A 23181-nucleotide genomic window follows, 5' to 3' on the forward strand; every position below is an offset into this window, starting at 1 on the left:
GGTCAAAAACTCACCGGTTTGTCGATGATCGATTTGTGCTTGCCGAGATTGCCGTGGGCGACCATGGAGCCGAGCGCTTCGACGACGACACGCACGCCGAACAGCGCGGTGATGTCCGACGTGTCGTAGGGCGGCGAGACCTCGACCACTTCCAGCCCGCAAATGCCAGGCGCCGTCACCAGCCCAAGCAGCTTGAGCGCCTCGCGCGGCAGGAAGCCGCCCGGCTCAGGCCAGCCGGTGCCGGGCACGAAGCCGCAATCGAGGCTGTCGACGTCGAAGGAGATGTAGACGGCGTCGGTGTCCTTCCATGCGAGTTCGAGCGCGATTTCCGCCGCTTTCTCGAGGCCCATCTGCTCGATATCGGCAATGGTGAGCACGTTGGTGCCGCGTTTTCTCGCCTCGGCGACGCCGTAGCGGGGAACCTGCCAGCCGCCGATGCCGAGCTGCACGAGATTGGTCGCCGAGACATTCGGCAGGTTGGTCGCCCAGTACCAGGGCGTGGTGTGCATGCGCTCGTCGAGATCCTTTTCCTGGATGTCGATATGGCGGTCGAAATGGATGATGCCGATGCGCTTCGAGGTCACGTCGGCGATGCCGCGAACGCAAGGGAAACCGATCGAATGGTCGCCGCCCAGCATGATCGGCAGCGCGCCGGACGAGGCGACATGGCTGACGCCCTTGGTGATCTGGTCAAAACTCTTTTCGAGGTTGGCGGGAATGGTGAAGACGTCGCCGGCGTCGCACAACGTCATCTGCTCGCGCAAATCGACGCCGAGCTCGTAATTGTACGGCGTATAGAGCGCCGAGATACGGCGGATGCCTTGCGGCCCGAAGCGGGTTCCCGGCCGGTAGGTGGTGCCGCTGTCGAAAGGAATGCCGATGACGGCGGCGTCATATTTGCCGACATCGCGGACATTCTCGACATAGGGCGCCTTGAGAAAGGTATTGATGCCGGCGAAATGCGGCAGCTCGCCGCGCGCGAATGTCGGGATCGACTTGTCGACGATCGACTCCGACCCCGGCAGGCCCATGTCGAGCGCCCATTGCTGCTCCTTGCGCCAGCCGCTTTCCGGCAGCTTGCCCTCGGCCTCGATCGACTTCCAGCCCTGCGTGCCGCGGGCGTCGAAATCGGGGTGGTGAAAACGCTCCCTGGCCGCCCGGGCGACGAGCCCTGCCCGGCGGTGGCTGCGTTCGGGGATATTTCTGGACATTCAAACTCTCCGTTACGACGCCGTCGTCGCCATTGCTGTTTCCGGGCGGGTCGTCCCGACCATCGCGGCCACCTTGGCCAAGTGATGAGAGGAAGCGCGGGTCTTGCGATCGAGCTTCAGATCGTAGGTGATCGTCGCGCCGTAAGCCGACGGGAACTGCGGATCGTGGCGCACCTTGTCGAAGACCAGCACGCGGGTGCCGAGCTTGAAGGCCTCGCCGATATCGTGGGTGACCATCACCACCGTCATGCCATGCTCGGTCCAGAGCTCGGTCAGCAGGTCGTGCATCTCGACGCGGATGCCGGGATCGAGCGCCCCGAACGGTTCGTCGAGAAGCAGGATCTGCGGACGGCCGAGCAAGGTCTGCGCAATCGCCAGCCGCTGCTGCATGCCGCCGGAAAGCGATGCCGGATAGAGGTCGCGCGCATGGGCAAGGCCAACCCGCGCCAGCATGGCCTCGGCCTGTTGCCTGGCGTTTCTGCGCCTGGCGCCGAAGACGCGGCCAAACGGCCCGCCCGAGCGAAAGTCTTCGACCAGCAGCAGGTTCTGGATGGCGGTCAGATGCGGAAACACCGAATAGCGCTGAAAGACGATGCCGCGCTGTGGCGTCGGCTCGGGCACGATCGGGCCATCGCCGACGATGACGACGCCGCTGCTCTGCTGCTCCTGGCCGAGCAGGATGCGCAGGAACGTCGATTTTCCGCAGCCGCTGGCGCCGACCAGCGACAGGAATTCGCCGGCTTCGGCGGTGACGTTGACCCGCTCGAGCACGCGGGCATCGCCATAACTCTTTTCCAGCCCGTGAACGACGATGCGACTCATCTGGCCTCCACCGGATGCGCCCAAGGGGAGATTGCCCGCGACAGCCGCACCAGCAGCCAGTCGGTGATCACGGCAAGCAGCGTGATCCAGGCGACATAGGGCAGGATGACGTCCATCGAGAGATAGCGGCGGACGAGGAAGATGCGGTATCCCAGCCCTTCGGTCGAGGCGATGGCTTCGGCGGCGATCAGGAACAGCCAGGCCGGCCCGAGTGCCAGCCGCACGCAAGTGATGAGGCGCGGCATGATCTGCGGCAGCACCAGCCGCAAGACCGTGGTCCAGCTGTTGCCGCCAAGCGTTTGCGCCTTGGCCACCAGTTCTGGTGGCAGTTCCATCACCCGGTTGGCGATGTCGCGCACCATCACCGGCGCGACGCCGACGGCGATCAGCGTGATCTTGGCCGTTTCGCCGAGGCCGAGCGCGATGAACAGGATCGGCAGCAGCGCCAGCGGAGGGATGACGCAAACGACGGTGACGAACGGCAGCAGGAACGCCCGCACCCGCGGGATGAAGCCGATGGCAATGCCGAGCGAAAGCGCGGCGACCGTCGCAACGCCCACGCCCGCGAACAGCCTGAGGAGACTGGCATAGGTGTCGACCCACAGGATGAGGTCGCCCGAGCGCTTGTCCGGCACCGTCGCAAGGTCAAGAAAGGCCGACCACATCTGTACCGGCGAAGGCAGCAGCTTGTCGCTGGGATTGACCGCCAGCCGTTGCGCCGAAGCGAAGAGATAGGCGATCGCCACGAACAGGAACGGCAAGCCGCCGAGGAACAAGGCGCCGCCGCGCGAAACCTTCGCATTGATCATGCGAAGGCGCACCCTCGGCTTTGGCCGGGAAGGGCGCGTGGTGCCCTCACCGCCCGTCGCGGAGGCTTCATCCCTGGCACTCATTCCCTTGGCCAGCATGTCGGGTCAGGGCGTTGCGGTTGCCGCCTCGGCCATGAACGCTGGATCGAAACGCAGCTTGACGTTGTTGGCGTCGCCCAGCCTCGATCCGTCGGCAAAGCTCATGCCGACGACGTCGACACTCGTCGCATTGGTGCCGAGGATGCCGTGGCTGAACAGGAAGTTGCGGACCAGATCCATGGTCTTCGGCAATTCGGCGCCTTCGGTAAACTCGACCGCCTTGGCGGGGTCGTAGAACATTGCCGTCGAGGCAAGCTGCGCGTCGAAGCCGGCGAGGTCGGTGCCGGACGCCTTGGCCATCTCCTCCTTGGCTGCCTTGCCTTCCGGCGTGTCGGAGGTCATCAGCTCCATCACCTCGTACCACGCGCCGACAAGCGCCTTGCCCAATGCCGGATTGTCCTTCAGCGTCTCGGTGTTGACGACCATCATGTCGATGATCTCACCGGGAATCTGCGCGGAATCGAACACCTTGTGCGCACCCGGCATGGCGACGATCTCGGAAACCAGCGGGTTCCAGGTAACGACCGAGGTGACGTCGCTGGTGCCATAGGCGGCGACCATGTCGGCGTCGGATGTGTTGACGACGGTAATGTCCTTCTCGGCGAGCTTGACCGTGTCCAGCGCCCGCGCCAGCAGGTAATGCGAGACGGAGAGCTCGACGAGATTGACCTTCTGGCCGGCAATGTCGGCGAGCGCGGCCTTGTCCTTGAGGATCACCGCATCATTGCCGTTGGAGAAGTCGCCGATGATCAAGGCGGTGGTGTCGACGCCGCCGCCTGCGGGGATCGACAGCGCGTCCATGTTGGTCATCGAGCAGCCGTCGAAACCGCCGGCGGTGTACTGGTTGATGCTTTCGACATAGTCGTTGATGCGGGTGATCTCGACATTGATGCCGTTTTTGTCGGCCCATTTCTTCATGATGCCGCTATCGGAGAGATAGCCCCACGGCATCCAGCCGACATAGATCGACCAGCATATCTTGAAGTCTTTCTTGGGCGCCGCGTCGGCGGCGGAAACGATGGGAAGTGATGCGGCTAGGATGATTGCGGCCACCTTGCGAAGCATTGCGTACCCCTGTTCGCGATCCGGATTGCGACCGGACTTGATGTTGGGATTTGCGAGCGCGCGTCCGGGAGAGGTTCGCGCCAGCAAACCCGTGCAGGGTTCTCCCGGGATTTTGGCCCGCCGTGTTCCGCCGGATGCCTCAGTGCATCCTTGGCGGTCGCATCTCTTGGACCAGCACCGCTGTGTTGCGGCCGGAACCCTAGACGCTCTGCACATCACCAACGAAGCAAGGAGCATGCCAATGCCGAACAGGCCAAGAAGGCCGGCATTTGCGGACTGCGCGGCTTCGAGCGTGCGCACGAGTGACGCGAAAATCATCGCATCGCCGACGGATTGGGCAGTTTTTGCCTGATTGCTGCTGGTGGTCAAAATCTGACGCTTGCTTCCGGGGCCGTTAGCCCCCTCAGGGTGGGAAGGAGACCTAACTCACCAACTCTCCGACGGCGCAGTGCGCCAGGAGTGGTCCTTCAAGCCGCTGTTATGGAACGACCTGTGTGGGGCCGGAAGGAGACTGGCAGGTTCTGGAGAGCGAGGCCAAGAAGGCAGACTTACGCGGTAAGCCGCGCCGGGCATCCGGTGAATCACAGCTTCAGAGGCGTGTCTTGGAAGTATTTTCCGGGAGAGGCACCGAAGGCCGCCCGAAAAACCGCGATGAAAGCGCTGGGGCCTGAGTAGCCGAGTGCAAAAGCGATGTCGCCGACGCTTCGGCCACCGGCGAGCCACTCCACCGATTTCAGCAGTTTCGCCTGCTGTCGCCAGGCGCGGAAACTCATCCCTGTCTCAGATTGGAAGTGACGCTGGAAGCTACGTGGGGACATGGCCGCACGTGACGCAAGCTCATCGAGGGGCCAATCTGCTCCCGGCTCATTCCGCATGTCTGCGGCGATGTCCCGGAGGCGTTCGGATGCCGGCAACGGGAGAGACAACGGTGCGACCGGACTCGTCTGGAGCTGGTCGAGAATGACTGCCACAAGTCGTTCGGCGCGGAGGCTGCCCGCATCCGCGCGAGGTATTTCCAGAAACGCCAGGATTAGCTCGCGCAGGAGCCGCGTCGTACCGATCACGGAGACTTCCGGTGACAGGCTCGCCACGGCGTCGGGGCGGAAAAAGAGATAGCTGCGCTCCGTCTCCTGCAGGTAGGTCACCTCGTGGAGGACCCCGGACGGCACGAACACGGCGCGTTCGGGCGGGATGATGAAGTAACCCCGCTCGGTCTCCAGCCTCAGCGAACCCCGCACGATCTGGAAAAGCTGCGCCCGGTGGTGCGTATGAAAAGCGTAGGTCCGCCCGGCGGGCTCTGCTCCGCCCTGAGCGACAGCGGTATGCGGATAATCTCCGAACCCGTCTTCCGGCAAATGAACGTTGATCAGGTTGTCGCGGGCAATCATGGCGGCTCAGAGACATAATTTGTCAGACTGCCGATAACACGTCTGACGGCAATTCACTAGGTTGGCATTAACTCAGCACAACTTGGACGAAGGTCATGACACTGGAATTCCAAATAGCCGAAATCCCGGAGCGCCTTACCCGCGGCCTTCTGACGAAGCTACCAGCTTTGAGGTTCGGAGCCTCCGTCGTTGTGGGCTGGTGGCAACGGAGCGAGACCGAACACGCACTACACCGACTATCGGATCGTGATCTGGCGGACATAGGTATAGCGCGTCGCGATATTCGCGAGTTCGCTTGGACTGGCACCGTCGCAGCCAGCGAGCGACGAAACAGATCACCGGCCGCTGCCATGGATGCGCTTGCCTGCGGGGAATCCCATGCCCCGAGCGGATGGGTGGAAGCCCTCGCTGATCCCTTTCGCGACGGCTCACGAATTAATGCAATGTCCACGAAGCCGCGGTCAACGCGATAGCTCCGTCGGTCTTGAAACAAGCGTTACCAGAGAGGCAGACAGAATGCATGATGACGGGCTTTTCGACGAGAAGATCGCTGCGACCTACGATGACGATAAAGGCATCTCTGCGCCAGAGGTGATCGAGCCGGCCGTTGATCTCCTGGCCGAGCTCGCAGGAGGCGGGCGCGCCTTGGAATTCGCGATCGGAACCGGACGTATCGCACTTCCTCTCGCGCGGAAAGGGGTGCAGGTGGAGGGCATCGAGCTTTCGAGGCCGATGGTGTCTCGCCTTCGCGCTAAAGTAAGGAGGCGCGGAGATCTCGGTAGGGATCGGCGATATGGTAACGACGGATGTCGCGAGACGGTTCTCACTCGTCTACCTGGTTTTCAATACGATAAACAACCTGACATCGCAGGACGCTCAGCTCGCCTGCTTCCGGAACGCAGCCGCGCATCTCGAACCTGGTGGACACTTCCTGATTGAGGTCGGCGTGCCACCGCTTCAGCGGCTGCCGGTCGGCGAGACGATCCTGGCGTTCGATCACGGCGAAACGCATTGGGGCGTCGACGAGTACGACGTAGTGAACCAGAATTTCTCGTCCCATCACATCTGGCTCCGTGATGGAAGCTATGAGCGATTCTCAGTACCGTTTCGTTATGCCTGGCCAGCTGAATTCGATCTTATGGCGCGACTGGCTGGTTTAAGGCTCAAAGAGCGTTGGGGCGGCTGGAAAAAGGAGCTGTTCACGCGGGTCAGCGTTAAACATGTCTCCGTCTGGCAGAAGGTTGAAGGTTAGGACGCCTGGAGCGAAACGTCATTACCCTCGTCCGCAACGCGCCGATGGGAAGCCGGCCGCTTTCAACGCCATGCCGCAGCAGGCAACGAGAGCATCTCCTGCATCTTGGCTTTATCGTTGGCGTGTCCGCTTCAGGATCTGTTGAAGCCAGCCCAAACGACCGACATTGGGGCGCGAAGCGGCCATTCGCTACATGCAAGACATAGGTCGCCTCGGGGTCAAAACGGTATTCCGTTTCGGGTACCACGCGTCAGGTTTTGTCCACTAGGAAGACATCCCGATCGAATCCGCCGGTTTCATCGGGTCAACCGCGGCAAAGACGGCGCTCGCCTCGCTGACGATGGAGACGTGATCCTTGGCTGCTTGCCCTGCGGCGGCGCCGTCACCGCGCATGATTGCGGTAACGATGACGTCATGCTCCTGCCAGGATTTGGCCAGGCGGCCCGGCAGCATGAATTGCGCGCGCCGGAACGGCGCCAGCCGGCTGCGTGTCATGACGGTCAGTTCATAGATGTGCTTGCTGTGCGCGCCGCGATAGAGCCGCGTGTGGAACTCGGTGTTGAAATATTCGTAGTCCTCCTCCGCACCCAATTGCACGAGGCGCGCCGATGCCTGGTGCTCGGATTCGAGCGCGCGGCGTTCGCCGGCGGTCATGCGCTCGGCCGAAAACCGCGCGCAGATCGCTTCAAGCTCGGCCATGCTCTCGAACATCGAGGCAAGATGCTCTTGCGTCACCACGGCGACGGTGGCGCCGCGGTTGGGCCGCCTTTCGACCAACCCCATGGCGCTCAGCCGGCCAAGCGCCTCCCTGACGGGGGTGCGCGACACATCGAAACGGGCAGCCAGCGAGGCCTCGTCGAGCTTTTCGCCGGGGCGCAGGAAGCCGGTGACGATCCGGTCACCGATCGCCCTCACCATCTGATCGACGGTCGTGCCCGACCTGATCAAGCTGCGCTTCCCCGACAATTCTCCTCCGTCAGTCTTTTTCGCGGCGTGCGGCAGGTGGCCCGCCGGAAGTTTCGACTCGGGCGCGCGCCCTCTATGCCTCTATTTTAATCTAGATGTCAAACTGGCTAATTGAAAGGCAAAAAGTGTATGCAATTGCCTTTCGCTTGAGCACGGCAAATCGGCCTGTCAACTGACTTAATTAGATAAATTCCAGCTTTTGAACTGGCATGGCGATTGCATGCACTTTTACGAGAAGGGAATTCATCGACCCGGAAAAGGGTCCAACAGGGAGCATTCACATGACCGAGAGATTCATGCTTAGCCGCCGCGATCTGCTCAAGACCTCCGCCGCCGGAGCGGCGCTCGGTCTGGCCTCGGCGTCATTCCCGATCAGCAGGGCGTTCGCCGCTGCCGTCACTGTCGGCTTCATCTATGTCGGACCGAAGGACGACTACGGCTATAACCAGGCGCATGCCGAGGGTGCCGCCACATTGAAGGCCATCGAGGGCATCTCCGTGGTCGAGGAGGAGAACGTCCCCGAAACGGTCGATGTCCAGAAGTCGATGGAATCGATGATCAACCTCGACGGCGCCTCGCTGATCTTCCCGACCTCGTTCGGCTATTTCGATCCGCACATGCTGGCCATGTGCGCGAAATTCCCCGACGTGCAGTTCCGCCATTGCGGCGGCATGTGGAACAAGGACAAGCATCCGATGAATGCCGGTTCCTATTTCGGCTATATCGGCATGGGCCAGTATCTCAACGGCGTCGCCGCCGGCCACGCCACCAAGACCAAGAAGATCGGCTTCGTCGCGGCAAAGCCGATTCCGCAGGTCCTGCTCAACATCAACTCCTTCCTGCTCGGCGCACGCTCGGTCGACCCGGCAATCACCTGCCAGGTGATCTTCACCGGCGAATGGTCGCTGGCGGTCAAGGAGGCGGAGGCCACCAATGCACTGGTCGATCAGGGTGCCGACGTCATCACCTGCCATGTCGACAGCCCGAAAGTGGTGGTCGAAACGGCGGCGGGGCGCGGCGCCTTCATCTGCGGCTACCATGCCAATCAGAGCCCGCTGGCGCCGGAAAAATACCTGACCGGCGCGGAATGGAACTGGGCGAAGGTCTACAAGATGTTCGTCGACGACCTCGTGGCCGGCAAGCCGCTGCCCAATTTCACGCGCGGCGGACTGGCCGACGGCTTCGTCAAGATGAGCCCGCTCGGCCCCGCCGTCAGCGAGGCGGCGCGCGCACAGTTCGACGGCACGCTCGCCGAAATGATGAAGGGCGGCTTTTCGGTGATCAAGGGGCCGTTGAAGAACAACAAGGGCGACGTCGTCGCAACCGAGGGCCAGACCTTCGTCGAAGCCGCGATCGAACTGGAAAGCATGGACTATCTCGTCGAGGGTGTCGTCGGCTCGACCGCTTGAGCATGGATCGGAGACGGGGGCCATGGCAGACACCGTGAGCAGCGCGAGCGTGCCAGTGATGCTCGGCGCCCGGAGCTATCCGACGGCGCTCGAATGGATCGCCCGGCGGGCGGAAGCCCTCGTCATCCCGTTGGCGGCCCTGATTGTCGGCATGGCCCTGTTCAGCCTGTTCATCGCGCTGGTCGGCAAATCGCCGGCGCAGCTCTATGAAACGATGTGGCGCGGCGGCTTCGGCTCGTGGTTCTCGGTCCAGAACTCGCTGTCGCGGGCCGCACCCTTGCTGCTTGCGGCGCTCTGCGTGGCGCTGCCGGCCCGGCTCGGCCTTGTCGTCATCGGCGGCGAAGGCGCGATCGTGCTGGGCGGCGTTGCCGCGGCTGCGATGGGCGTGGCCGTCAGCGGCGCCCCCGCCTTTTTCGTTATTCTTGCCATGGGCGTGGCGGGCCTGGCCGCCGGCGGCATCTGGATCGGTGCCGTCGGCGCGCTACGCCACTACCGTGCCGTCAACGAAACCATATCGAGCCTTTTGATGGCCTATATCGCCATCGCCCTGATGAACCATCTGGTGGAAGGACCGCTACGCGATCCCGCCTCGCTCAACAAACCGTCGACCGAGCCGTTGGCTGAGGCCTACCGCATCGGCAACATTCCCGGCATGGACGTGCATTGGGGCCTGGTCGTCGGCATCATCGCCTGCATTCTGTCCTGGCTGCTGATCGAAAAGACCCGCTGGGGGTTCGCCGCCCGCATTGCTGGCGGCAATGTCAGGGCAGCCCAGGTGCAGGGACTTGCCGTTGGACCGCTGATTGTCGGTTTCACCGCGCTGGCCGGCGGCTTTGCCGGCCTTGCCGGCATGCTCGAAGTCGCCGCCGTGCAAGGCAGCGCCAACGCCTCGCTCGCCGCCGGCTATGGGTATACCGGTATCCTGGTCGCCTTCCTCGCCCGCCACAATCCGCTCGCCATCATCCCGGTCGCCTTCCTGCTTGGCGGCATCGACGCCTCCGGCGGGTTGATCCAGCGCCGCATGGACCTGCCCGACGCCACCGTGCTGGTGCTGCAGGGCATGCTCTTCGTCGTCATCCTGTTCAGCGAAACCTTCTACGGCCGCTTCAAGGCCTTCAATCCCGACCTCTGGCAGAGGGGCGATCTCTTGAAAAGGCCCGATCTCCTGAAGGGAACTGCCTGATGGGCGCAACCGAGATCGGCCTCTGGGGCGTTCCGCTCGCCATGCTCGGCGGCGCCATCCGGGTGTCGACGCCCTTCATCTTCGTGTCGCTGGGCGAAGCCATCACCGAGCGTTCGGGGCGCATCAATCTCGGTCTCGAAGGCACACTGGTGTTCGGCGCGATGACCGCCTATGCCGTCGCGGTGATGACCGGCTCACCATGGCTCGGCCTGCTGGCCGCCGCCGCGGCCGGTCTTTGTTTCGGCCTGTTCCACGGCTGGATCTGCAAATTCCGTGGCGTTAACGATATCGCCATCGGCATTGCGCTGATGCTGTTCGGCTCGGGTCTCGCCTTCTTCTTCGGCAAACCGTTCATCCAGCCCTCGGCGCCCGACCTGCCGGCCATCCCGTTTGGCGGCTGGTCCGACGTTCCGCAGGTGCAGGCGGCGCTCAACATCAATGTACTGTTCCTGATCGGCGCAGCGCTTGCCGTATTCCTGTGGTGGGCTTTCCGCAACACCCGCGCCGGCCTGATCCTGCGCGTGGTCGGCGACAGTTCCGATGCCGCGCGCGCCATGGGCCTCAACCCGAATACGGTGCGCCTCGTCGCCACCGGCATCGGCGGCGCGCTGGCCGGCATCGGCGGCGCTTATCTGTCGCTCTACTATCCCGGCAGCTGGACCGAAGGCATTTCGTCGGGCCAGGGGCTGATGGCGGTGGCGCTGGTCATCTTCGCGCGCTGGAACCCGCTCGGCTGCTTTGCCGCCGCGCTGCTGTTCGGCGGGGCCGGCGCGCTGGGGCCGGCGCTGCAATCGGTCGGCGTCACGCAAGGCTACTATCTGTTCTACGCCGCACCCTACATTCTCACCCTCGTCATCATGATCGCCACCTCGTCGCCCAGCCGTTCGCTGGCCGGCGCGCCGGGCGAACTGTCGATCACCAAATGACGTTTCCAGACTGGAGTTTTTCTCAATGAACGCCAGAGCCGAGGTCACGCAGCGCTACATCGATGCCGATCCCTATCCATGGCCCTACAATGGCGAGCTTCGGCCCGACAACACGGCGCTGATCATCATCGACATGCAGACCGATTTCTGTGGGCCGGGCGGCTATGTCGATCATATGGGCTACGATCTCTCGCTGGTGCGGGCGCCGATCGAACCGATCAGATCGGTGCTGTCTGCCATGCGGGCGAAGGGCTACACCATCATTCATACGCGAGAGGGCCACCGGCCCGATCTCGCCGACCTGCCGGCCAACAAGCGCTGGCGCTCGCGCCGCATCAATGCCGGCATCGGCGACCCCGGACCCTGCGGGCGCATCCTGGTGCGCGGCGAGCCGGGCTGGGACATCATCCCCGACCTCTATCCGGCCGAAGGCGAGCCGATCATCGACAAGCCGGGAAAGGGCTCGTTCTGCGCCACCGACCTGGAACTGATCCTCAACCAGCGCGGCATCGAAAACATCGTGCTGACCGGCATCACCACCGACGTCTGCGTGCATACGACGATGCGCGAAGCCAACGACCGCGGCTTCGAATGCGTGATGCTGGAGGATTGCTGCGGGGCGACCGACTACGGCAACCATCTCGCTGCGATCAAGATGATCAAGATGCAAGGCGGCGTGTTCGGCGCGGTGTCCAATTCGGCGTCCTTCGTCGCCCAGTTGCCATGAGGTTCGATCATGAGTGATCGCGGCAAAAGAGCGGTTGGCGTCGAGACGATCGGCATGAGCATGCGTTTCGGCGCCTTCACCGCGCTGGACGACGTCTCGATCAAGGTGCCGGCGGGATCGTTTCATGCGCTGCTTGGCGAAAACGGCGCGGGCAAGTCGACGCTGGTCAAATGCATCATGGGCTTTTATCACCCGACCGCCGGCGACATTCTGGTCGACGGCCGCGAGATCGGGATCGCCGGTCCGAAGGACGCCTCGGCGCTCGGCCTCGGCATGGTCTACCAGCATTTTACCCTGGTCCCGTCGCTGACAGGTGCGGAGAACCTGGTCATTTCCCGCGAAAAGGTGCCGGGGATTATCGACTGGCGCAAGGAGCGCGCCGCACTTGCCCAGTTCATGGAGCGGATGCCGTTCAAGCTGCCGCTCGACGTCAAAGTGGCCGAACTCGCCGCCGGTGAGAAACAGAAGCTCGAAATCATCAAGCAGCTTTATCTCGGCCGCAGTTTTCTAGTGCTGGATGAGCCGACGTCGGTGCTAACCCCCGGCGAGGCGCAGGAAGTGCTGGGCCTCGTGCGCGGCATGACCAAGGCGGGCGACCTCACCGTGCTGATGATCTCGCACAAGTTCCACGAGGTGACGGCGTTTGCCGACGACATCACTGTGTTGCGCAAGGGCAGACTGACAGGAACGGGGAAAGTATCGGAACTGTCTCACAAGCAGATGGCGGCGATGATGGTCGGTGACCAGCCGATCGCCGCGCTCGACAGCCGCGCTCCAGTGCCGGTCGGCGCCAGGCAAATCCTGACGGTGAAGGCGCTGAAGGCGCCCGACCGCACCGGCCTGAAAACCATCAATATCGGCGAGCTCGATGTGAAGTCCGGCGAGATCGTCGGTGTCGCCGGCATTTCCGGCAACGGCCAGAAGGAGTTTCTAGAAGTCCTTGCCGGACAGCGTACGCGTGATGCCGGCGACGTACTGGTGAAGGGATCGCCCTACGGCGCCAGCCGCGCCGAGGCCCGCACGCTCAATGTGCGCTTCATCCCGGAGGAACCGTTGCGCAATGCCTGCGCGCCGAGGATGACGGTGGCGGAAAACATGGCATTCCGGACCTTCGACCTGAACGAGGCCGGCAAGCCGATAAGCTGGATCAGGATGAGCGCCATCAGGGACTATGCGACGCGCTTGGTCGAGCAGTTCAAGGTCAAGACGGCCTCGCTCGCCTCGCCGATTTCGTCGCTCTCCGGCGGCAACGTCCAGCGCGCTGTGCTCGCCCGCGAACTGACCGGCGAGGTCGATCTTCTCATCGTGTCGAACCCCTGCTTCGGCCTCGACTTCTCTGCCGTCGCCGAAATCCGCGCCCGTATCATGCGGGCACGCAACGCTGGTGCCGCCGTGCTCTTGATGTCGGAGGACCTCGACGAATTGCTGGAGCTCTCGGACCGCATCTTCGTCATGTCCGACGGCGCGCTGGTCTACGAAACGCCGATCGCCCAGGCGAGCGTCCAGACGATCGGCGAGCACATGGCCGGACATCACTGATGGCAGAGATCGACGCGCTGCCGTTTCCGTTTGCCTTCAAGCCTGAGGCGATGGCGCTGGTCGTCATCGACATGCAGCGCGATTTCGCCGAGCCGGGCGGCTTCGGCGCCAGCCTCGGCAACGACGTCGGCCGGGTGGCGGCGATCGTGCCGACGGTAAAAAGGCTGATCCAGGGATTTCGCGCCGCCGGCCTGCCGGTGATCCACACGATGGAGTGCCACAGGTCAGACCTTTCGGACCTGCCGCCGGCCAAGCGAAATCGCGGCAATCCGTCGATCAGAATCGGCGATGTCGGTCCGATGGGCCGCGTGCTGGTCGTCGGCGAGCCGGGAACGGCGATCCTCGACGAGGTAGCCCCGCTGCCTGGCGAAATCGTCATCGAAAAACCCGGCAAGGGCGCGTTCTACGCTACCAGCTTCGGCGAGGACCTCAAGCGGCTCGGCGTGCAGCAGCTCGTCTTCGCCGGAGTTACGACGGAAGTCTGCGTGCAGACGACGATGCGCGAGGCCAACGACCGCGGCTACGAATGCCTGCTGGCGGAGGATGCGACGGAGAGCTATTTTCCGGAGTTCAAGGCGGCCTCACTGGCCATGATCAGGGCGCAGGGCGCGATCGTCGGCTGGACGGCGATGACGGACCAGGTGCTCAAAGGAATTGCCGATGCCTAACATTGCATACCCGGCTCTCATCCATGGGGTCTGGCGTGATCTGGCATTCGAGCATTTTCGCGACGGCATCACGGTGCATTGGCTGCTCAAGGGCGGACCGGCCGAACCCTCCGTCGCGATCCTGAACTATCAGCCCGGCGCCGGCGTGCCGCGCCATCGCCATGTCGGGCTGGAAACCATCGTCGTGCTGGAAGGCACCCAGAGCGACGAGACTGGCGACTATCTTCCGGGAAGCGTGATCCTGAACCCGGTCGGGACCGAGCATTCGGTGTGGACGAAAGACGGCTGCGTCGTGCTGATCCAGTGGAATCTGCCGGTGGTCATTCTGGACGAGGCCAAATGAGCGACATCCGCTTCGATATCGGCAGCCTGCACGCGGCCTATGCCTCCGGCATGTCGGCCGCTACCATTATTGAAATCGTGTTTCAGCGCATAGCGAAAGCGGACGATCCAGGCATCTTCATCCATCTGGCGAGCAGGGCGGACCTGCTCGCCGAAGCCGACGCACTCGGCGGGTTCGATCCCGTGGCAAAGCCGCTGTGGGGCGTGCCGTTCGCGGTCAAGGACAACATCGATGTTGCCGGAATGCCGACCACGGCCGGCTGCGCCGAATATGCCTACTTGCCGGCGAAAGACGCCACCGTCGTCGCGCTTCTGAGGGCGGCCGGGGCGCTGGTCGTCGGAAAAACCAATCTCGACCAATTCGCCACCGGCCTCGTCGGCGTGCGCACACCTTATCCGGTCCCCCGAAACGCGATCGATCCGAAACTGGTGCCGGGCGGTTCCTCGTGCGGCTCGGCCGTGGCGACGGCGCACGGCATTGTTTCTTTCGCGCTCGGCACCGATACCGCAGGATCCGGCCGTATTCCCGCCGGCCTCAACAACATCGTCGGGCTGAAGCCGACCGTCGGCGCGCTGTCGGCCACCGGCGTGGTGCCGGCCTGCCGCACGCTCGACTGCGTCTCCGTCTTCGCGCTCACCGTCGATGACGCCTACAGCGTCTTCAGGGCGGCGGCGGCCAAAGATGACGTCGATCCTTATTCGCGCGCTATCACGGCGCCGGCGCTTGGTCCGCGTCCACCCGTGCTGACCGTCGGGGTTCCCGCAAAAGCGGACCGGGAATTTTTTGGCGACGCGGCCATGCAGGCGGGATTCGAAACGGCGCTGCAGACGCTGGAACAGCTCGGCTGCCGACTGATCGAAATTCCCTTCGGCGATTTCTACGCTACCGCCAACCTGCTCTACGAAGGCGCCTGGGTGGCCGAGCGCTATGCGGCGATTGCGGATTTCATGGACGTGAACGAAGCAGCCATGCACCCGGTGACGCGCACAATCATCGGCGGCGCACGAAAACTTTCCGCGGCGGATGCTTTCAAAGGCCTCTATGCGCTGCAGGCCCACAAGGCCAGGCTCGCGCCTGTCATCGCATCGGCCGACCTTTTCTGCGTGCCGACGGCGCCGACGCACTATTCGCTGGAAACTGTTTTGGCCGATCCGATCGTCACCAACAGCCGGCTCGGCACCTACACCAACTTCGTCAATCTGCTCGACATGTGCGGCATCGCCGTGCCGACCGGCAAGCGCGACGACGATCTGCCGATGAGCGTTACCTTGCTTGCCGCTGCCGGCAAGGATGCACTGACGGCGACGCTGGCCAGCGAGTTGCATGCAGCAAGCGGTCTCGGCCTTGGCGCGACAGGCTGGGCGATGCCTGCCTTCGCCGCCAAAAGCTTCGACCCTGCTGACGACCTGATCGAGCTCGTGGTTGTCGGCGCGCATTTGTCGGGAATGCCGCTCAACGGCCAACTCTGCGCGCTTGGCGCGCGATTGAGCAGGGCCGCCAGGACGGTTGCTTCCTATCAGCTCTACGCACTCGCCGGCCAATCCGTGCCGAAGCCGGGGCTCGTGCGTGTTGCCGATGGCAACGGGACGTCGATCGATGTCGAGGTTTGGCGGCTTTCACCAGACGCGTTCGGACGCTTCGTGGCCGCGATCCCGCCGCCGCTCGGCATCGGCACGATCGAACTCGATGACGGGACATCGGCCAAGGGCTTCCTGGCCGAATCCGCCGGGTTGTCACGAGCAATCGACATTTCGGCCTATGGCGGTTGGCGCAGCTTCGTTGCAAGGCCGGCGGAGCGAGCGGAAAGCGTTCCGGCCGATTGAACGACCGGCCGTTCGCGCCGGCAGCTGACCTCAAATCATAGCGGCATGCTCGGCGAGCCAGCACGCCGAATGCCGTAAGCGATCCGTAGGTGCGCGTGCTCTAAAGTTGCACTGTGGTTTGGCAGGCGTCAGCGCGCGCTTGCGACCGCTGGAGACTTCGCGATGCGAGCAGGCCGTGCAGTTGCCCCAACAGATTCCGTCGGGACTTATCAGGCCCGCCGGACGCTGTCGAAGGCCGCGGCGATAGTTCTCAGCCTGTTGCCAAGCTGGGCGTTCGCGGGAGATCAGACTCCCGATTGGCGCCTGAACGCTCAAATCGTTGCCGTCGGGCTGCCCGACGTGGCCGGCGTGCGCGAGGTGGGGCGCTTTCATGTCGGCGGGCCGATACCGGGAAATCCGGAATTTCTTATGGCGACGCGCGAAGGGCGGATGCTCGATCCGCTCAGAGTTCTCGTCGCCGTGGGCAGCAATTTCGGCGCACCATCGGACGATCCAGCGCTTGAGGTCGGGGCGATCCTGTCCATCGATCCGCGCGCCGGCAAGTCTGGTGGCACCATCATCGTTCCGCAAGAGCTCACCGGCAACGGCGGAGATGCGAGGGTGCAACTCTACACGGCGCAGAGCGAACGGTTTCTCAACCGGCGATACAATGCCGGAGCTCGAACCGCGCGCCTCGCAGCCGCATCCGGACCGCGATACATTTCGATCAACAACGCCTTCGGAAGACCCTGGATCGCCAACGCGCCGAACGGATTGGCTGGCGAGGGCAGCGTCACCGTCGTCGACCCCGACGGTGCGCCGCTCGCCAACGCGCCAAGCCGCGAGGCCGGCGGCGTGTTCGCCGGCCGGCATACCGATCGCGAGCAGGCGCCGAAAGCACAGCCCAGCGGCTGGCTTGGCAAGCTGCTGAATTACCAGGCAAGCGGCCAGCTGACATCGGGCGGAATGCAGACGGGCGCGCTCGGAACGGCGTTTCTCGGTCCCTCGCCCGACGGCAGCGGCTTTGCCGTGTTCGCCGCGGTCACCGCGGATGGCGGCGTGGTTCAAATCCACGTCCAGGATGGTGTCGACGGCTTGGCCGGGCCGGGCACGGTCAGCACCGGCCAGGGCACGGTAAGCACCGGCCGGGGCATCAGCGACGATCCCGGCGTCATCGGCCTCGCCTTCAAGTGGAACCCGGACCGCGCTCTCTACATCGCCGATCCGGGTCGTGATCGGCTGGTGCTGCTTGACCTGGAGGACGACCGGCGGCATTTCACCGTCGCCAGGACCCGCACGATCTTGCTGCCGGAATTCGACCGTCCGGTCGATGTCGCCGCCGCCATCCCCGAGATCGCCAATCCGCGGTTTTCGAGCCATACGACACTCGCTGGCGGGTCCGATCTGTTTGTCGCCAACCGCGGCGACGGTTCACTTCTGCGCGTGAGCCAGGACGGCCGGCTTCTCGCACGCGCGACGATCGAGGTTCCAGGGCTCGGCCCTTTGGGAGCCGATCGCCTTCGCGCGATCGCGACGTCGGCGGACGCACGGCATATCTGGATAACGATTGGCGGCGAGGTTCCGGGATTTCCGGGCCACGAAGGGGCGCTCGTCGAGGTTGGGACCTTCGATGAGCACGGCGCGGCGGCAGCGATGCAGGAGACACAGAGCGCTGCCGCCGACGCCAATCTTGCGGCGCGCGGAAAAAAGTCGTTCCAGACCGATTTCACGCCGCGGATGGGCCTCGGCCCATTGTTCAATGCAACGTCCTGCGTGGCCTGCCATCCCGGCCCTGGCGGCGCGAGCGTCGATGAAGGCCACTTTGCGCGCAGAATAGCCCATATGGATCCGGGCTCTGGGCGTACGGTTCCGATCGATCATCCCAACAGTCCGGTCGCAAGGCGCTATACACTCGACGGGGGCGCCGGCAACGCGACCATGCCGGCGGCGATGCCGCGCCAGGCCAATGTGATCTCGCTGCGCATGCCGCTGGCTCTCTACGGGATCGCCGGGATCGACGCGATACCCGACAGCGTCATCGAAGCGCAGGCGGTCAGCAAGGGCGACGGCATCAAAGGCCGCGCCCATCATGTCGTCGACTCCCAAGGCGCATCGCGGGTCGGCCGATACGGCTGGAAGGCTGATATCGCCACCCTCGAAGATATGGTGGCGAACGCTTTCGCAAACGAACTCGGCGTCACCAGCGCGACTGCCAGCCGCGAGGCGGGCGCGCAGCCGATCGAAGTCGATTCCGCACAGATCGACGCGGTCGCCTCCTATCTGCGAGCGCTCCGCCTGCCCGATGGGGCAAAGCCATGAGCCTCGCCCTGACACTCTCCCATGCGCCGGAAAAAATGCGCCCGGTCTTGCCTGGCGTCATCGTTGCCGCGGCACTCGCCCTTGCGGCCGGCTGGATCGCCGGCGGACTGGGCGAGCCGCTGTCGCGCAACCCGGTCCTGGTCGCCATGCTCTTCGGGCTGCTGATCGGCAGCAGCTTCGCCTGTCCGGACGCCTTGCGCCCGGGGCTCGACTTCACCAAGCGCTATCTGCTGCGGCTCGCCGTGGTGCCGGTCGGCTTCCGTATCACGACGCGGCTGTTCCTGGATCTGGGGTTCATCCCGCTCGCAGTGGCGGCCATCGAGTTGATCCTGGTGCTGACGCTGCTCTACGCCATTGCGCGCAAGCTGTTCAGGCTCGACGCCGAGATCGCGCTGCTGGTTGCGGTCGGCAGCGCCGTCTGCGGCGCCGCGGCGATCCTCTCGATGGCCGCGCTGATGCGGGCGCGCGACCAGAGCGCCGGCATCGCCATCGCCTTGATCACGCTGAGCGGCACCGTGGCGTTGCTCGCCTATCCGGTCATGTTCCTGGGCGGTTGGCTGCAGCATCTCGATGACCGCCTCTATGGCGTGTTCGTCGGGGCGAGCATTTTCGAGCTGGCGCAGGTCTACGGCGCCTCCTTCGCCATTTCCGACGACGCGCTGAACACCGCAACGCTGGTCAAGCTCAGCAAAGTCCTGATGCTCGTCCCGCTTCTGCTGGCCGCCAGCCTGGTGTTTCGCAGCCGTCACAAGGCGCAAGAGGCCGCACCTATCCCGTTCCCGTGGTTCATCGTCGCGTTCATCGGCGTGGTGATGCTCAATTCGGAGATCACCCTCAATCCGCAACTGCGCCGCGTCATCCTCGATGTCGACCAGTTCCTGTTCCTGATGGTGATGATCGCGCTCGGCATCACCACCCGGGTCGGACGGCTCGGAGAGGCCGGCGGCGCCTGGCGCCTGATCGGCGTCGGTTTCGTCGGGGTGGCTCTGTCGGCGGCCCTGGCCTATGCTGCGCTGATCCCGTTCTCGGCGACCTTCCGGGCGGCATCACCCTCATCGAGCCAAGGCGCGATGCTTGGCAGCCATGGCGGACGGCTTTTCGCCTCGATCGGCTGCGCCAAATGCCATGTGCCGGCGCTGGAGGGCAGCAACGGCGAAGTTGAGCTGTACTCCGACCTTTTGCTGCACGACATGGGGCCGGCGCTCGACGACAAGATCGTCCAGGGCGATGCCATCGGCGCCGAATGGCGGACCGCACCGCTCGTCGGCATCCGCCTGCGCCACCGCTACCTGCACGACGGCCGCGCGACAACGCTGCGCGATGCCGTCTTCGCCCATGGCGGCACGGCGCAGATCGTGCGCGACCGCTTCTTCGACCTGGACGAGACCGACCGCCAGGCGCTCCTCGATTTCGTGGCGAAGCTATGATGCGGCTTGGTCACGCCACCACCATTTTTGATCGGCCGAACCGCCATGTATGAAGCCGTCATCGCAGAGCTGAACCATCTCGACGGACCCGACCTGCTGGCGCCGCTCGTCAGCGAGGTGTTTTGCGGAAACATAGCGCTTGTGTCGTCGTTTGGCGCGGAATCCGCGGTGCTGCTGCACATGGCGGCCTCGATCGACCGTTCGCTCCCCGTTATCACGCTCGACACCGGAAAGCTGTTTTCGGAAACGATCGCCTATCGCGCGCAGCTGACGGCTCTGCTCGGCCTCACCGATCTGCGCGTCGTCACGCCTCAAACGGATGTCTTGCGGGCGCTCGACGGCGCTGGATCGCTGCACCGCCGCGATCCTGACCGGTGCTGCCGGATCCGCAAGGTTCTGCCGCTCGAAAATACGCTGACCGGCTTCAAGGCCTGGATTTCCGGTCGCAAGCGATATCATGGCGGGCTTCGCGCGGATGTTCCGACGCTCGAGGAAACTGACGGACGCCTGAAGGTCGATCCGCTTGCCCGCTTCACCCGCCAACAGATCGAGGCCTATCTCGATCGCTATAATCTTCCCCGACATCCGCTCCTCGAAAAAGGCTACCTCTCGATCGGCTGCGCGCCGTGCACGGTCGCGAGCGGCAGCGCGGACAATCCGCGCGCGGGCCGCTGGAGCGGACTGTCGAAGATGGAGTGCGGGATTCACCGGTCGCCCATTGCCGCTCGCAATGCGGCCGCGTCTGCTGCCTGATTTCGCGGTCGCGCAGGCACCCAGTCGACGCTTACAGCAGGCCGTTGCCGCTTCATCTGCGAAACCCCTACGAATTGTCGCACGATTGCGCTACCCTAAGGTCAATCTGGGCGGCGGGACGGTCATCACGGCACGACCCGACGCTCGATGATTGGTCGAGCGGGAGCCCGATGACCGCCCTAGACGCCATTGACGCCGATGCGAGGCGCCCGCTCTCGGGCACAGGCCGGATCGCCAAGCTGGCGGCGCCGCGCAGCGCCAGGATATTGAGGCGGAACCGCGTTCTCGAAGCGATCGGTCAAAAATCGCGTTCGAGCGTCTGCTGGGTGGCCGCGCCGGCCGGCTACGGCAAGACGACGGCGGTCATCGACTACCTCGAAAGCGTCGCGGCACCGCATGTTTGGTTCCGCATCGACGAGGGCGACCAGGATATTGCGCGCTTCTTTCAATATCTGGCGCAGTCACTCGCCTCGGCCGCGAACATGCCGGTGTTCGGCGTCGAGTATGCCGAGCAGCCGAAGGAATTCGCCAGGCGCTTCTTCAGAGCCTATTTCGCGCGGCTGAAACCCGGCACCATTCTGGTCCTTGACGATTTGCACGATGCCGACACGCCCGAATTCCGGGCGATGCTCTCGGTGATGTTCCGTGAACTTCCTGACACGGTCCGCTGCATCTGCATCTCGCGCACGCTGCCCCACAACGAACTGGGCGACCTCGTTCTCAAGGGCCAGATGGCCATCGTCGACCGATCGGCGCTCGAATTCTCGGTCGAGGAAGCGCGCGATCTCGTGCAACTGCGTTCGAGGAACGCCGCCGTGTCATTCGATGTCGCAGCAGCGCGCGGCTGGGCGATTGGACTGGTTCTTCTCGCGGACCACGGCTCGGCGGTCGGACCTGACGACACGGTTTTCGGCGGACCGAATGCACTGTCGGATGTTCTCGGCCGCCATTTTTTCCTTTCCCTCCCTGCCGCCGACCAGGAAATGCTCCTGAAGCTGAACCTGCTGCCCGAGATCAGCGCCGAGCTGGCGGACGTGATGATCGGGTCGGACGAAGCGGGCAAGCTGCTCGACAGGCTCTACAGGCGGCAGTTGCTGGTCACGCGCTTGGAAAACAGCCGCGACACCTTTTACCTGCACGACCTCTTGCGGGACTTCCTCGACCGACGCTTCGCACAGCACGTGGTCAAGGAAGAGCAGCGATCGCTTAGGCGAAAGGCGGCGAAGGTTCTTGCGGAGGCCGGTCGTCCTGACGAAGCCATACACCTCGCCTTGCAGGCCGAGGACTGGGACCGGGCGAGCGAGCTGATGCTGAGCCGCGCGGAGGCCGTGCTGGCGCAAGGAGGCCGGGCGACCTTCATCGAATGGTGCGGCCGGTTGCCGGAAGCGTTCATGAACGGCTGGCATTTCTATTGGCTGGGCGTGGCCCACATGCCGGACGACTCTGCGGCGGAGCGCTGGCTGTCGAGAGCATGGCATGCCTTTGGCGAGGCCGACGATCTGCGCGGTAAGTGTCTCACCGTGTCGCGCGCCGTCTTGGTCAAGACGGCCAGTTGGCGCACCTACGAAGGCCTTTCCATGTGGACCCGCCGGGCGTTCGAGCTGATCGAACGCGGCCTCCCGGAACTGCCTCCCGAGGAAGCGATGCTGGTGCGCATTGGCATGATGCGGGCGCTGAATTTCGCTGACGACTACTATGGCAACAGTCCGGCCGGGCAAGCGCTGGAAGCGGAACTGCTGGAGCGGCTGACCAGGAACCCCGAGCACGACCCAAGCGGATTGCGTCTGCTCGCCAGCGAAACGCTGATCGAGCATTCGGTATCGACCATGCGGGCAGATCTGTTCACCAAGGCCGTAGACAGCGTTGTCGAGGATTTGGGCGACAAGGAGGTGCTGCCTTGGGTTCTCGGCATGTGGCTGGTCGCCTTCGGCGCCAAGAGCGGCCGTTATTTCCCTTACAAGAGAAAGGGCTTTCCCTATCCTTCGGCCGAAGCGGCGTTGCGGGAGGCGATCTCCATAGGTGAGCGCGAGTCGCTCAAGGGCGTGGAGTTCGGTGGCCTGTATCATCTTCAGATGCAAATGAAGTTCCGCAATGATTTTGCCGAATTCCACCAGGTGGTCGCTCGCCTGGCAGAGATCGCCGACAGCCGTTTCAGCACACAGGTGGCCGTAGTCGCCGATTGCAATGCCGCGCTTCATGCCAGGCAAGGCGATTTCGTGGCCGCCTATGAGGATTGCGAGCGCTTCATGGCGGCGATCGAAGCCGCCAACGAGCCCATGGTCGAGCGCTGGCCGCACTATATCACGAAGTTCCAGGTGCTTCTTGCCGACAGGAAGCCACGCGAAGCCGCCGCGCTACTCAGCGACCTGCTGCCGCGGCTGGAGGGCGGCGCCCGTAAGCGGACCGAGATATGCATTCTCGCAGCGGCCGCGCTGGAGAGCCTGTGCGACCAGGGTCCACGCTACGGCAATCA

Annotated in this window: 20 protein-coding genes and 1 riboswitch; of the genes, 14 read left to right on the forward strand and 6 right to left on the reverse strand. The window is 64.0% G+C overall.

Annotated elements, in window-relative coordinates; all coding sequences use genetic code 11:
• Nucleotides 1-2: 2 nt before the first annotated feature.
• The 5 genes from AC0L2A_RS18780 to AC0L2A_RS18800 all read right to left on the reverse strand — a co-directional run bounded on the left by AC0L2A_RS18780 (nucleotide 3) and on the right by AC0L2A_RS18800 (nucleotide 5394).
• Nucleotides 3-1211, reverse strand: a complete 1209-nt coding sequence (locus AC0L2A_RS18780) for an agmatinase family protein (RefSeq protein WP_077381532.1) — start codon at nucleotides 1209-1211, stop codon at nucleotides 3-5.
• Between the two features lie 12 nt (nucleotides 1212-1223).
• Nucleotides 1224-2033 (reverse strand): ATP-binding cassette domain-containing protein, encoded by an 810-nt coding sequence (locus AC0L2A_RS18785; protein WP_473610031.1) that lies wholly within the window; start codon nucleotides 2031-2033, stop codon nucleotides 1224-1226.
• Complete coding sequence (locus AC0L2A_RS18790; protein WP_473508939.1) at nucleotides 2030-2842, reverse strand: ABC transporter permease; 813 nt, start codon at nucleotides 2840-2842, stop codon at nucleotides 2030-2032. The genes AC0L2A_RS18785 and AC0L2A_RS18790 overlap by 4 nt, the downstream gene beginning before the upstream one ends.
• A gap of 105 nt (nucleotides 2843-2947) precedes the next feature.
• Nucleotides 2948-4006, reverse strand: coding sequence for a putative urea ABC transporter substrate-binding protein (locus AC0L2A_RS18795; protein ID WP_473610033.1), 1059 nt, complete (start codon nucleotides 4004-4006; stop codon nucleotides 2948-2950).
• 99 nt (nucleotides 4007-4105) lie between these two features.
• Nucleotides 4106-4220: riboswitch (guanidine-I (ykkC/yxkD leader) on the reverse strand.
• A 367-nt stretch (nucleotides 4221-4587) separates the two neighbouring features.
• The gene (locus tag AC0L2A_RS18800) at nucleotides 4588-5394 is read right to left on the reverse strand and encodes an AraC family transcriptional regulator (RefSeq protein WP_473522103.1); all 807 of its coding nucleotides are present in this window, start codon (nucleotides 5392-5394) and stop codon (nucleotides 4588-4590) included.
• 95 nt (nucleotides 5395-5489) lie between these two features.
• Here AC0L2A_RS18800 and AC0L2A_RS18805 point away from each other — a divergent pair, with 95 nt between their 5' ends.
• Both AC0L2A_RS18805 and AC0L2A_RS18810 read left to right on the forward strand, forming a co-directional pair.
• Nucleotides 5490-5867 (forward strand): DUF1127 domain-containing protein, encoded by a 378-nt coding sequence (locus tag AC0L2A_RS18805; RefSeq protein WP_236473649.1) that lies wholly within the window; start codon nucleotides 5490-5492, stop codon nucleotides 5865-5867.
• A 320-nt stretch (nucleotides 5868-6187) separates the two neighbouring features.
• Nucleotides 6188-6646 carry a hypothetical protein gene (locus AC0L2A_RS18810; protein ID WP_473610034.1) on the forward strand — a complete coding sequence of 153 codons (459 nt, stop codon included), beginning with the start codon at nucleotides 6188-6190 and terminating at the stop codon, nucleotides 6644-6646.
• Between the two features lie 264 nt (nucleotides 6647-6910).
• Here AC0L2A_RS18810 and AC0L2A_RS18815 read toward each other — a convergent pair whose 3' ends face one another.
• Nucleotides 6911-7594 (reverse strand): GntR family transcriptional regulator, encoded by a 684-nt coding sequence (locus AC0L2A_RS18815; protein ID WP_091597217.1) that lies wholly within the window; start codon nucleotides 7592-7594, stop codon nucleotides 6911-6913.
• 299 nt (nucleotides 7595-7893) lie between these two features.
• Here AC0L2A_RS18815 and AC0L2A_RS18820 point away from each other — a divergent pair, with 299 nt between their 5' ends.
• The 12 genes from AC0L2A_RS18820 to AC0L2A_RS18875 form a co-directional block, all read left to right on the forward strand.
• Nucleotides 7894-9021 carry a BMP family ABC transporter substrate-binding protein gene (locus tag AC0L2A_RS18820; RefSeq protein ID WP_023800146.1) on the forward strand — a complete coding sequence of 376 codons (1128 nt, stop codon included), beginning with the start codon at nucleotides 7894-7896 and terminating at the stop codon, nucleotides 9019-9021.
• Between the two features lie 22 nt (nucleotides 9022-9043).
• Nucleotides 9044-10204: an ABC transporter permease gene (locus tag AC0L2A_RS18825; protein WP_473610036.1), complete on the forward strand. Its 1161-nt coding sequence runs from the start codon at nucleotides 9044-9046 to the stop codon at nucleotides 10202-10204.
• Nucleotides 10204-11130 (forward strand): ABC transporter permease, encoded by a 927-nt coding sequence (locus tag AC0L2A_RS18830; RefSeq protein WP_473610037.1) that lies wholly within the window; start codon nucleotides 10204-10206, stop codon nucleotides 11128-11130. The genes AC0L2A_RS18825 and AC0L2A_RS18830 overlap by 1 nt, the downstream gene beginning before the upstream one ends.
• A 25-nt stretch (nucleotides 11131-11155) precedes the next feature.
• A complete protein-coding gene (gene biuH, locus AC0L2A_RS18835; RefSeq protein WP_123146849.1) occupies nucleotides 11156-11857 on the forward strand; it encodes a biuret amidohydrolase in 702 nt (233 codons plus the stop codon).
• 9 nt (nucleotides 11858-11866) lie between these two features.
• Nucleotides 11867-13396 (forward strand): ABC transporter ATP-binding protein, encoded by a 1530-nt coding sequence (locus tag AC0L2A_RS18840; RefSeq protein ID WP_473512565.1) that lies wholly within the window; start codon nucleotides 11867-11869, stop codon nucleotides 13394-13396.
• Entirely contained in the window at nucleotides 13396-14064 is a 669-nt protein-coding gene (locus AC0L2A_RS18845) for a cysteine hydrolase family protein (protein ID WP_091597232.1), read from the forward strand. The genes AC0L2A_RS18840 and AC0L2A_RS18845 overlap by 1 nt, the downstream gene beginning before the upstream one ends.
• Nucleotides 14057-14407, forward strand: a complete 351-nt coding sequence (locus AC0L2A_RS18850; RefSeq protein ID WP_473512562.1) for a cupin domain-containing protein — start codon at nucleotides 14057-14059, stop codon at nucleotides 14405-14407. The genes AC0L2A_RS18845 and AC0L2A_RS18850 overlap by 8 nt, the downstream gene beginning before the upstream one ends.
• Nucleotides 14404-16230, forward strand: a complete 1827-nt coding sequence (gene atzF, locus AC0L2A_RS18855) for an allophanate hydrolase (RefSeq protein ID WP_473610039.1) — start codon at nucleotides 14404-14406, stop codon at nucleotides 16228-16230. The genes AC0L2A_RS18850 and atzF overlap by 4 nt, the downstream gene beginning before the upstream one ends.
• Nucleotides 16231-16392: 162 nt before the next feature.
• Complete coding sequence (locus AC0L2A_RS18860; protein ID WP_473610040.1) at nucleotides 16393-18528, forward strand: hypothetical protein; 2136 nt, start codon at nucleotides 16393-16395, stop codon at nucleotides 18526-18528.
• Nucleotides 18525-19955, forward strand: coding sequence for a YeiH family protein (locus AC0L2A_RS18865; RefSeq protein ID WP_473610041.1), 1431 nt, complete (start codon nucleotides 18525-18527; stop codon nucleotides 19953-19955). Before AC0L2A_RS18860 ends, AC0L2A_RS18865 begins: the two co-directional genes overlap by 4 nt.
• 45 nt (nucleotides 19956-20000) lie before the next feature.
• Complete coding sequence (locus AC0L2A_RS18870) at nucleotides 20001-20708, forward strand: phosphoadenylyl-sulfate reductase (protein ID WP_473610043.1); 708 nt, start codon at nucleotides 20001-20003, stop codon at nucleotides 20706-20708.
• 170 nt (nucleotides 20709-20878) lie between these two features.
• A partial coding sequence (locus tag AC0L2A_RS18875) for a winged helix-turn-helix domain-containing protein (protein ID WP_473610044.1) occupies nucleotides 20879-23181 on the forward strand: 2303 nt, incomplete at its 3' end.

This window comes from Mesorhizobium sp. WSM4844, assembly GCF_055811775.1.

What these genes read in the sequence shown, in the direction of transcription:
- AC0L2A_RS18780 (WP_077381532.1), bottom strand. Translation starts at nt 1,211, where the DNA reads ATGTCCAGAAATATCCCCGAACGCAGCCACCGCCGGGCAGGGCTCGTC.
- AC0L2A_RS18785 (WP_473610031.1), bottom strand. Translation starts at nt 2,033, where the DNA reads ATGAGTCGCATCGTCGTTCACGGGCTGGAAAAGAGTTATGGCGATGCC.
- AC0L2A_RS18790 (WP_473508939.1), bottom strand. Translation starts at nt 2,842, where the DNA reads ATGATCAATGCGAAGGTTTCGCGCGGCGGCGCCTTGTTCCTCGGCGGC.
- AC0L2A_RS18795 (WP_473610033.1), bottom strand. Translation starts at nt 4,006, where the DNA reads ATGCTTCGCAAGGTGGCCGCAATCATCCTAGCCGCATCACTTCCCATC.
- AC0L2A_RS18800 (WP_473522103.1), bottom strand. Translation starts at nt 5,394, where the DNA reads ATGATTGCCCGCGACAACCTGATCAACGTTCATTTGCCGGAAGACGGG.
- AC0L2A_RS18805 (WP_236473649.1), top strand. Translation starts at nt 5,490, where the DNA reads ATGACACTGGAATTCCAAATAGCCGAAATCCCGGAGCGCCTTACCCGC.
- AC0L2A_RS18810 (WP_473610034.1), top strand. Translation starts at nt 6,188, where the DNA reads ATGGTAACGACGGATGTCGCGAGACGGTTCTCACTCGTCTACCTGGTT.
- AC0L2A_RS18820 (WP_023800146.1), top strand. Translation starts at nt 7,894, where the DNA reads ATGACCGAGAGATTCATGCTTAGCCGCCGCGATCTGCTCAAGACCTCC.
- AC0L2A_RS18825 (WP_473610036.1), top strand. Translation starts at nt 9,044, where the DNA reads ATGGCAGACACCGTGAGCAGCGCGAGCGTGCCAGTGATGCTCGGCGCC.
- AC0L2A_RS18830 (WP_473610037.1), top strand. Translation starts at nt 10,204, where the DNA reads ATGGGCGCAACCGAGATCGGCCTCTGGGGCGTTCCGCTCGCCATGCTC.
- biuH (WP_123146849.1), top strand. Translation starts at nt 11,156, where the DNA reads ATGAACGCCAGAGCCGAGGTCACGCAGCGCTACATCGATGCCGATCCC.
- AC0L2A_RS18840 (WP_473512565.1), top strand. Translation starts at nt 11,867, where the DNA reads ATGAGTGATCGCGGCAAAAGAGCGGTTGGCGTCGAGACGATCGGCATG.
- AC0L2A_RS18845 (WP_091597232.1), top strand. Translation starts at nt 13,396, where the DNA reads ATGGCAGAGATCGACGCGCTGCCGTTTCCGTTTGCCTTCAAGCCTGAG.
- AC0L2A_RS18850 (WP_473512562.1), top strand. Translation starts at nt 14,057, where the DNA reads ATGCCTAACATTGCATACCCGGCTCTCATCCATGGGGTCTGGCGTGAT.
- atzF (WP_473610039.1), top strand. Translation starts at nt 14,404, where the DNA reads ATGAGCGACATCCGCTTCGATATCGGCAGCCTGCACGCGGCCTATGCC.
- AC0L2A_RS18860 (WP_473610040.1), top strand. Translation starts at nt 16,393, where the DNA reads ATGCGAGCAGGCCGTGCAGTTGCCCCAACAGATTCCGTCGGGACTTAT.
- AC0L2A_RS18865 (WP_473610041.1), top strand. Translation starts at nt 18,525, where the DNA reads ATGAGCCTCGCCCTGACACTCTCCCATGCGCCGGAAAAAATGCGCCCG.
- AC0L2A_RS18870 (WP_473610043.1), top strand. Translation starts at nt 20,001, where the DNA reads ATGTATGAAGCCGTCATCGCAGAGCTGAACCATCTCGACGGACCCGAC.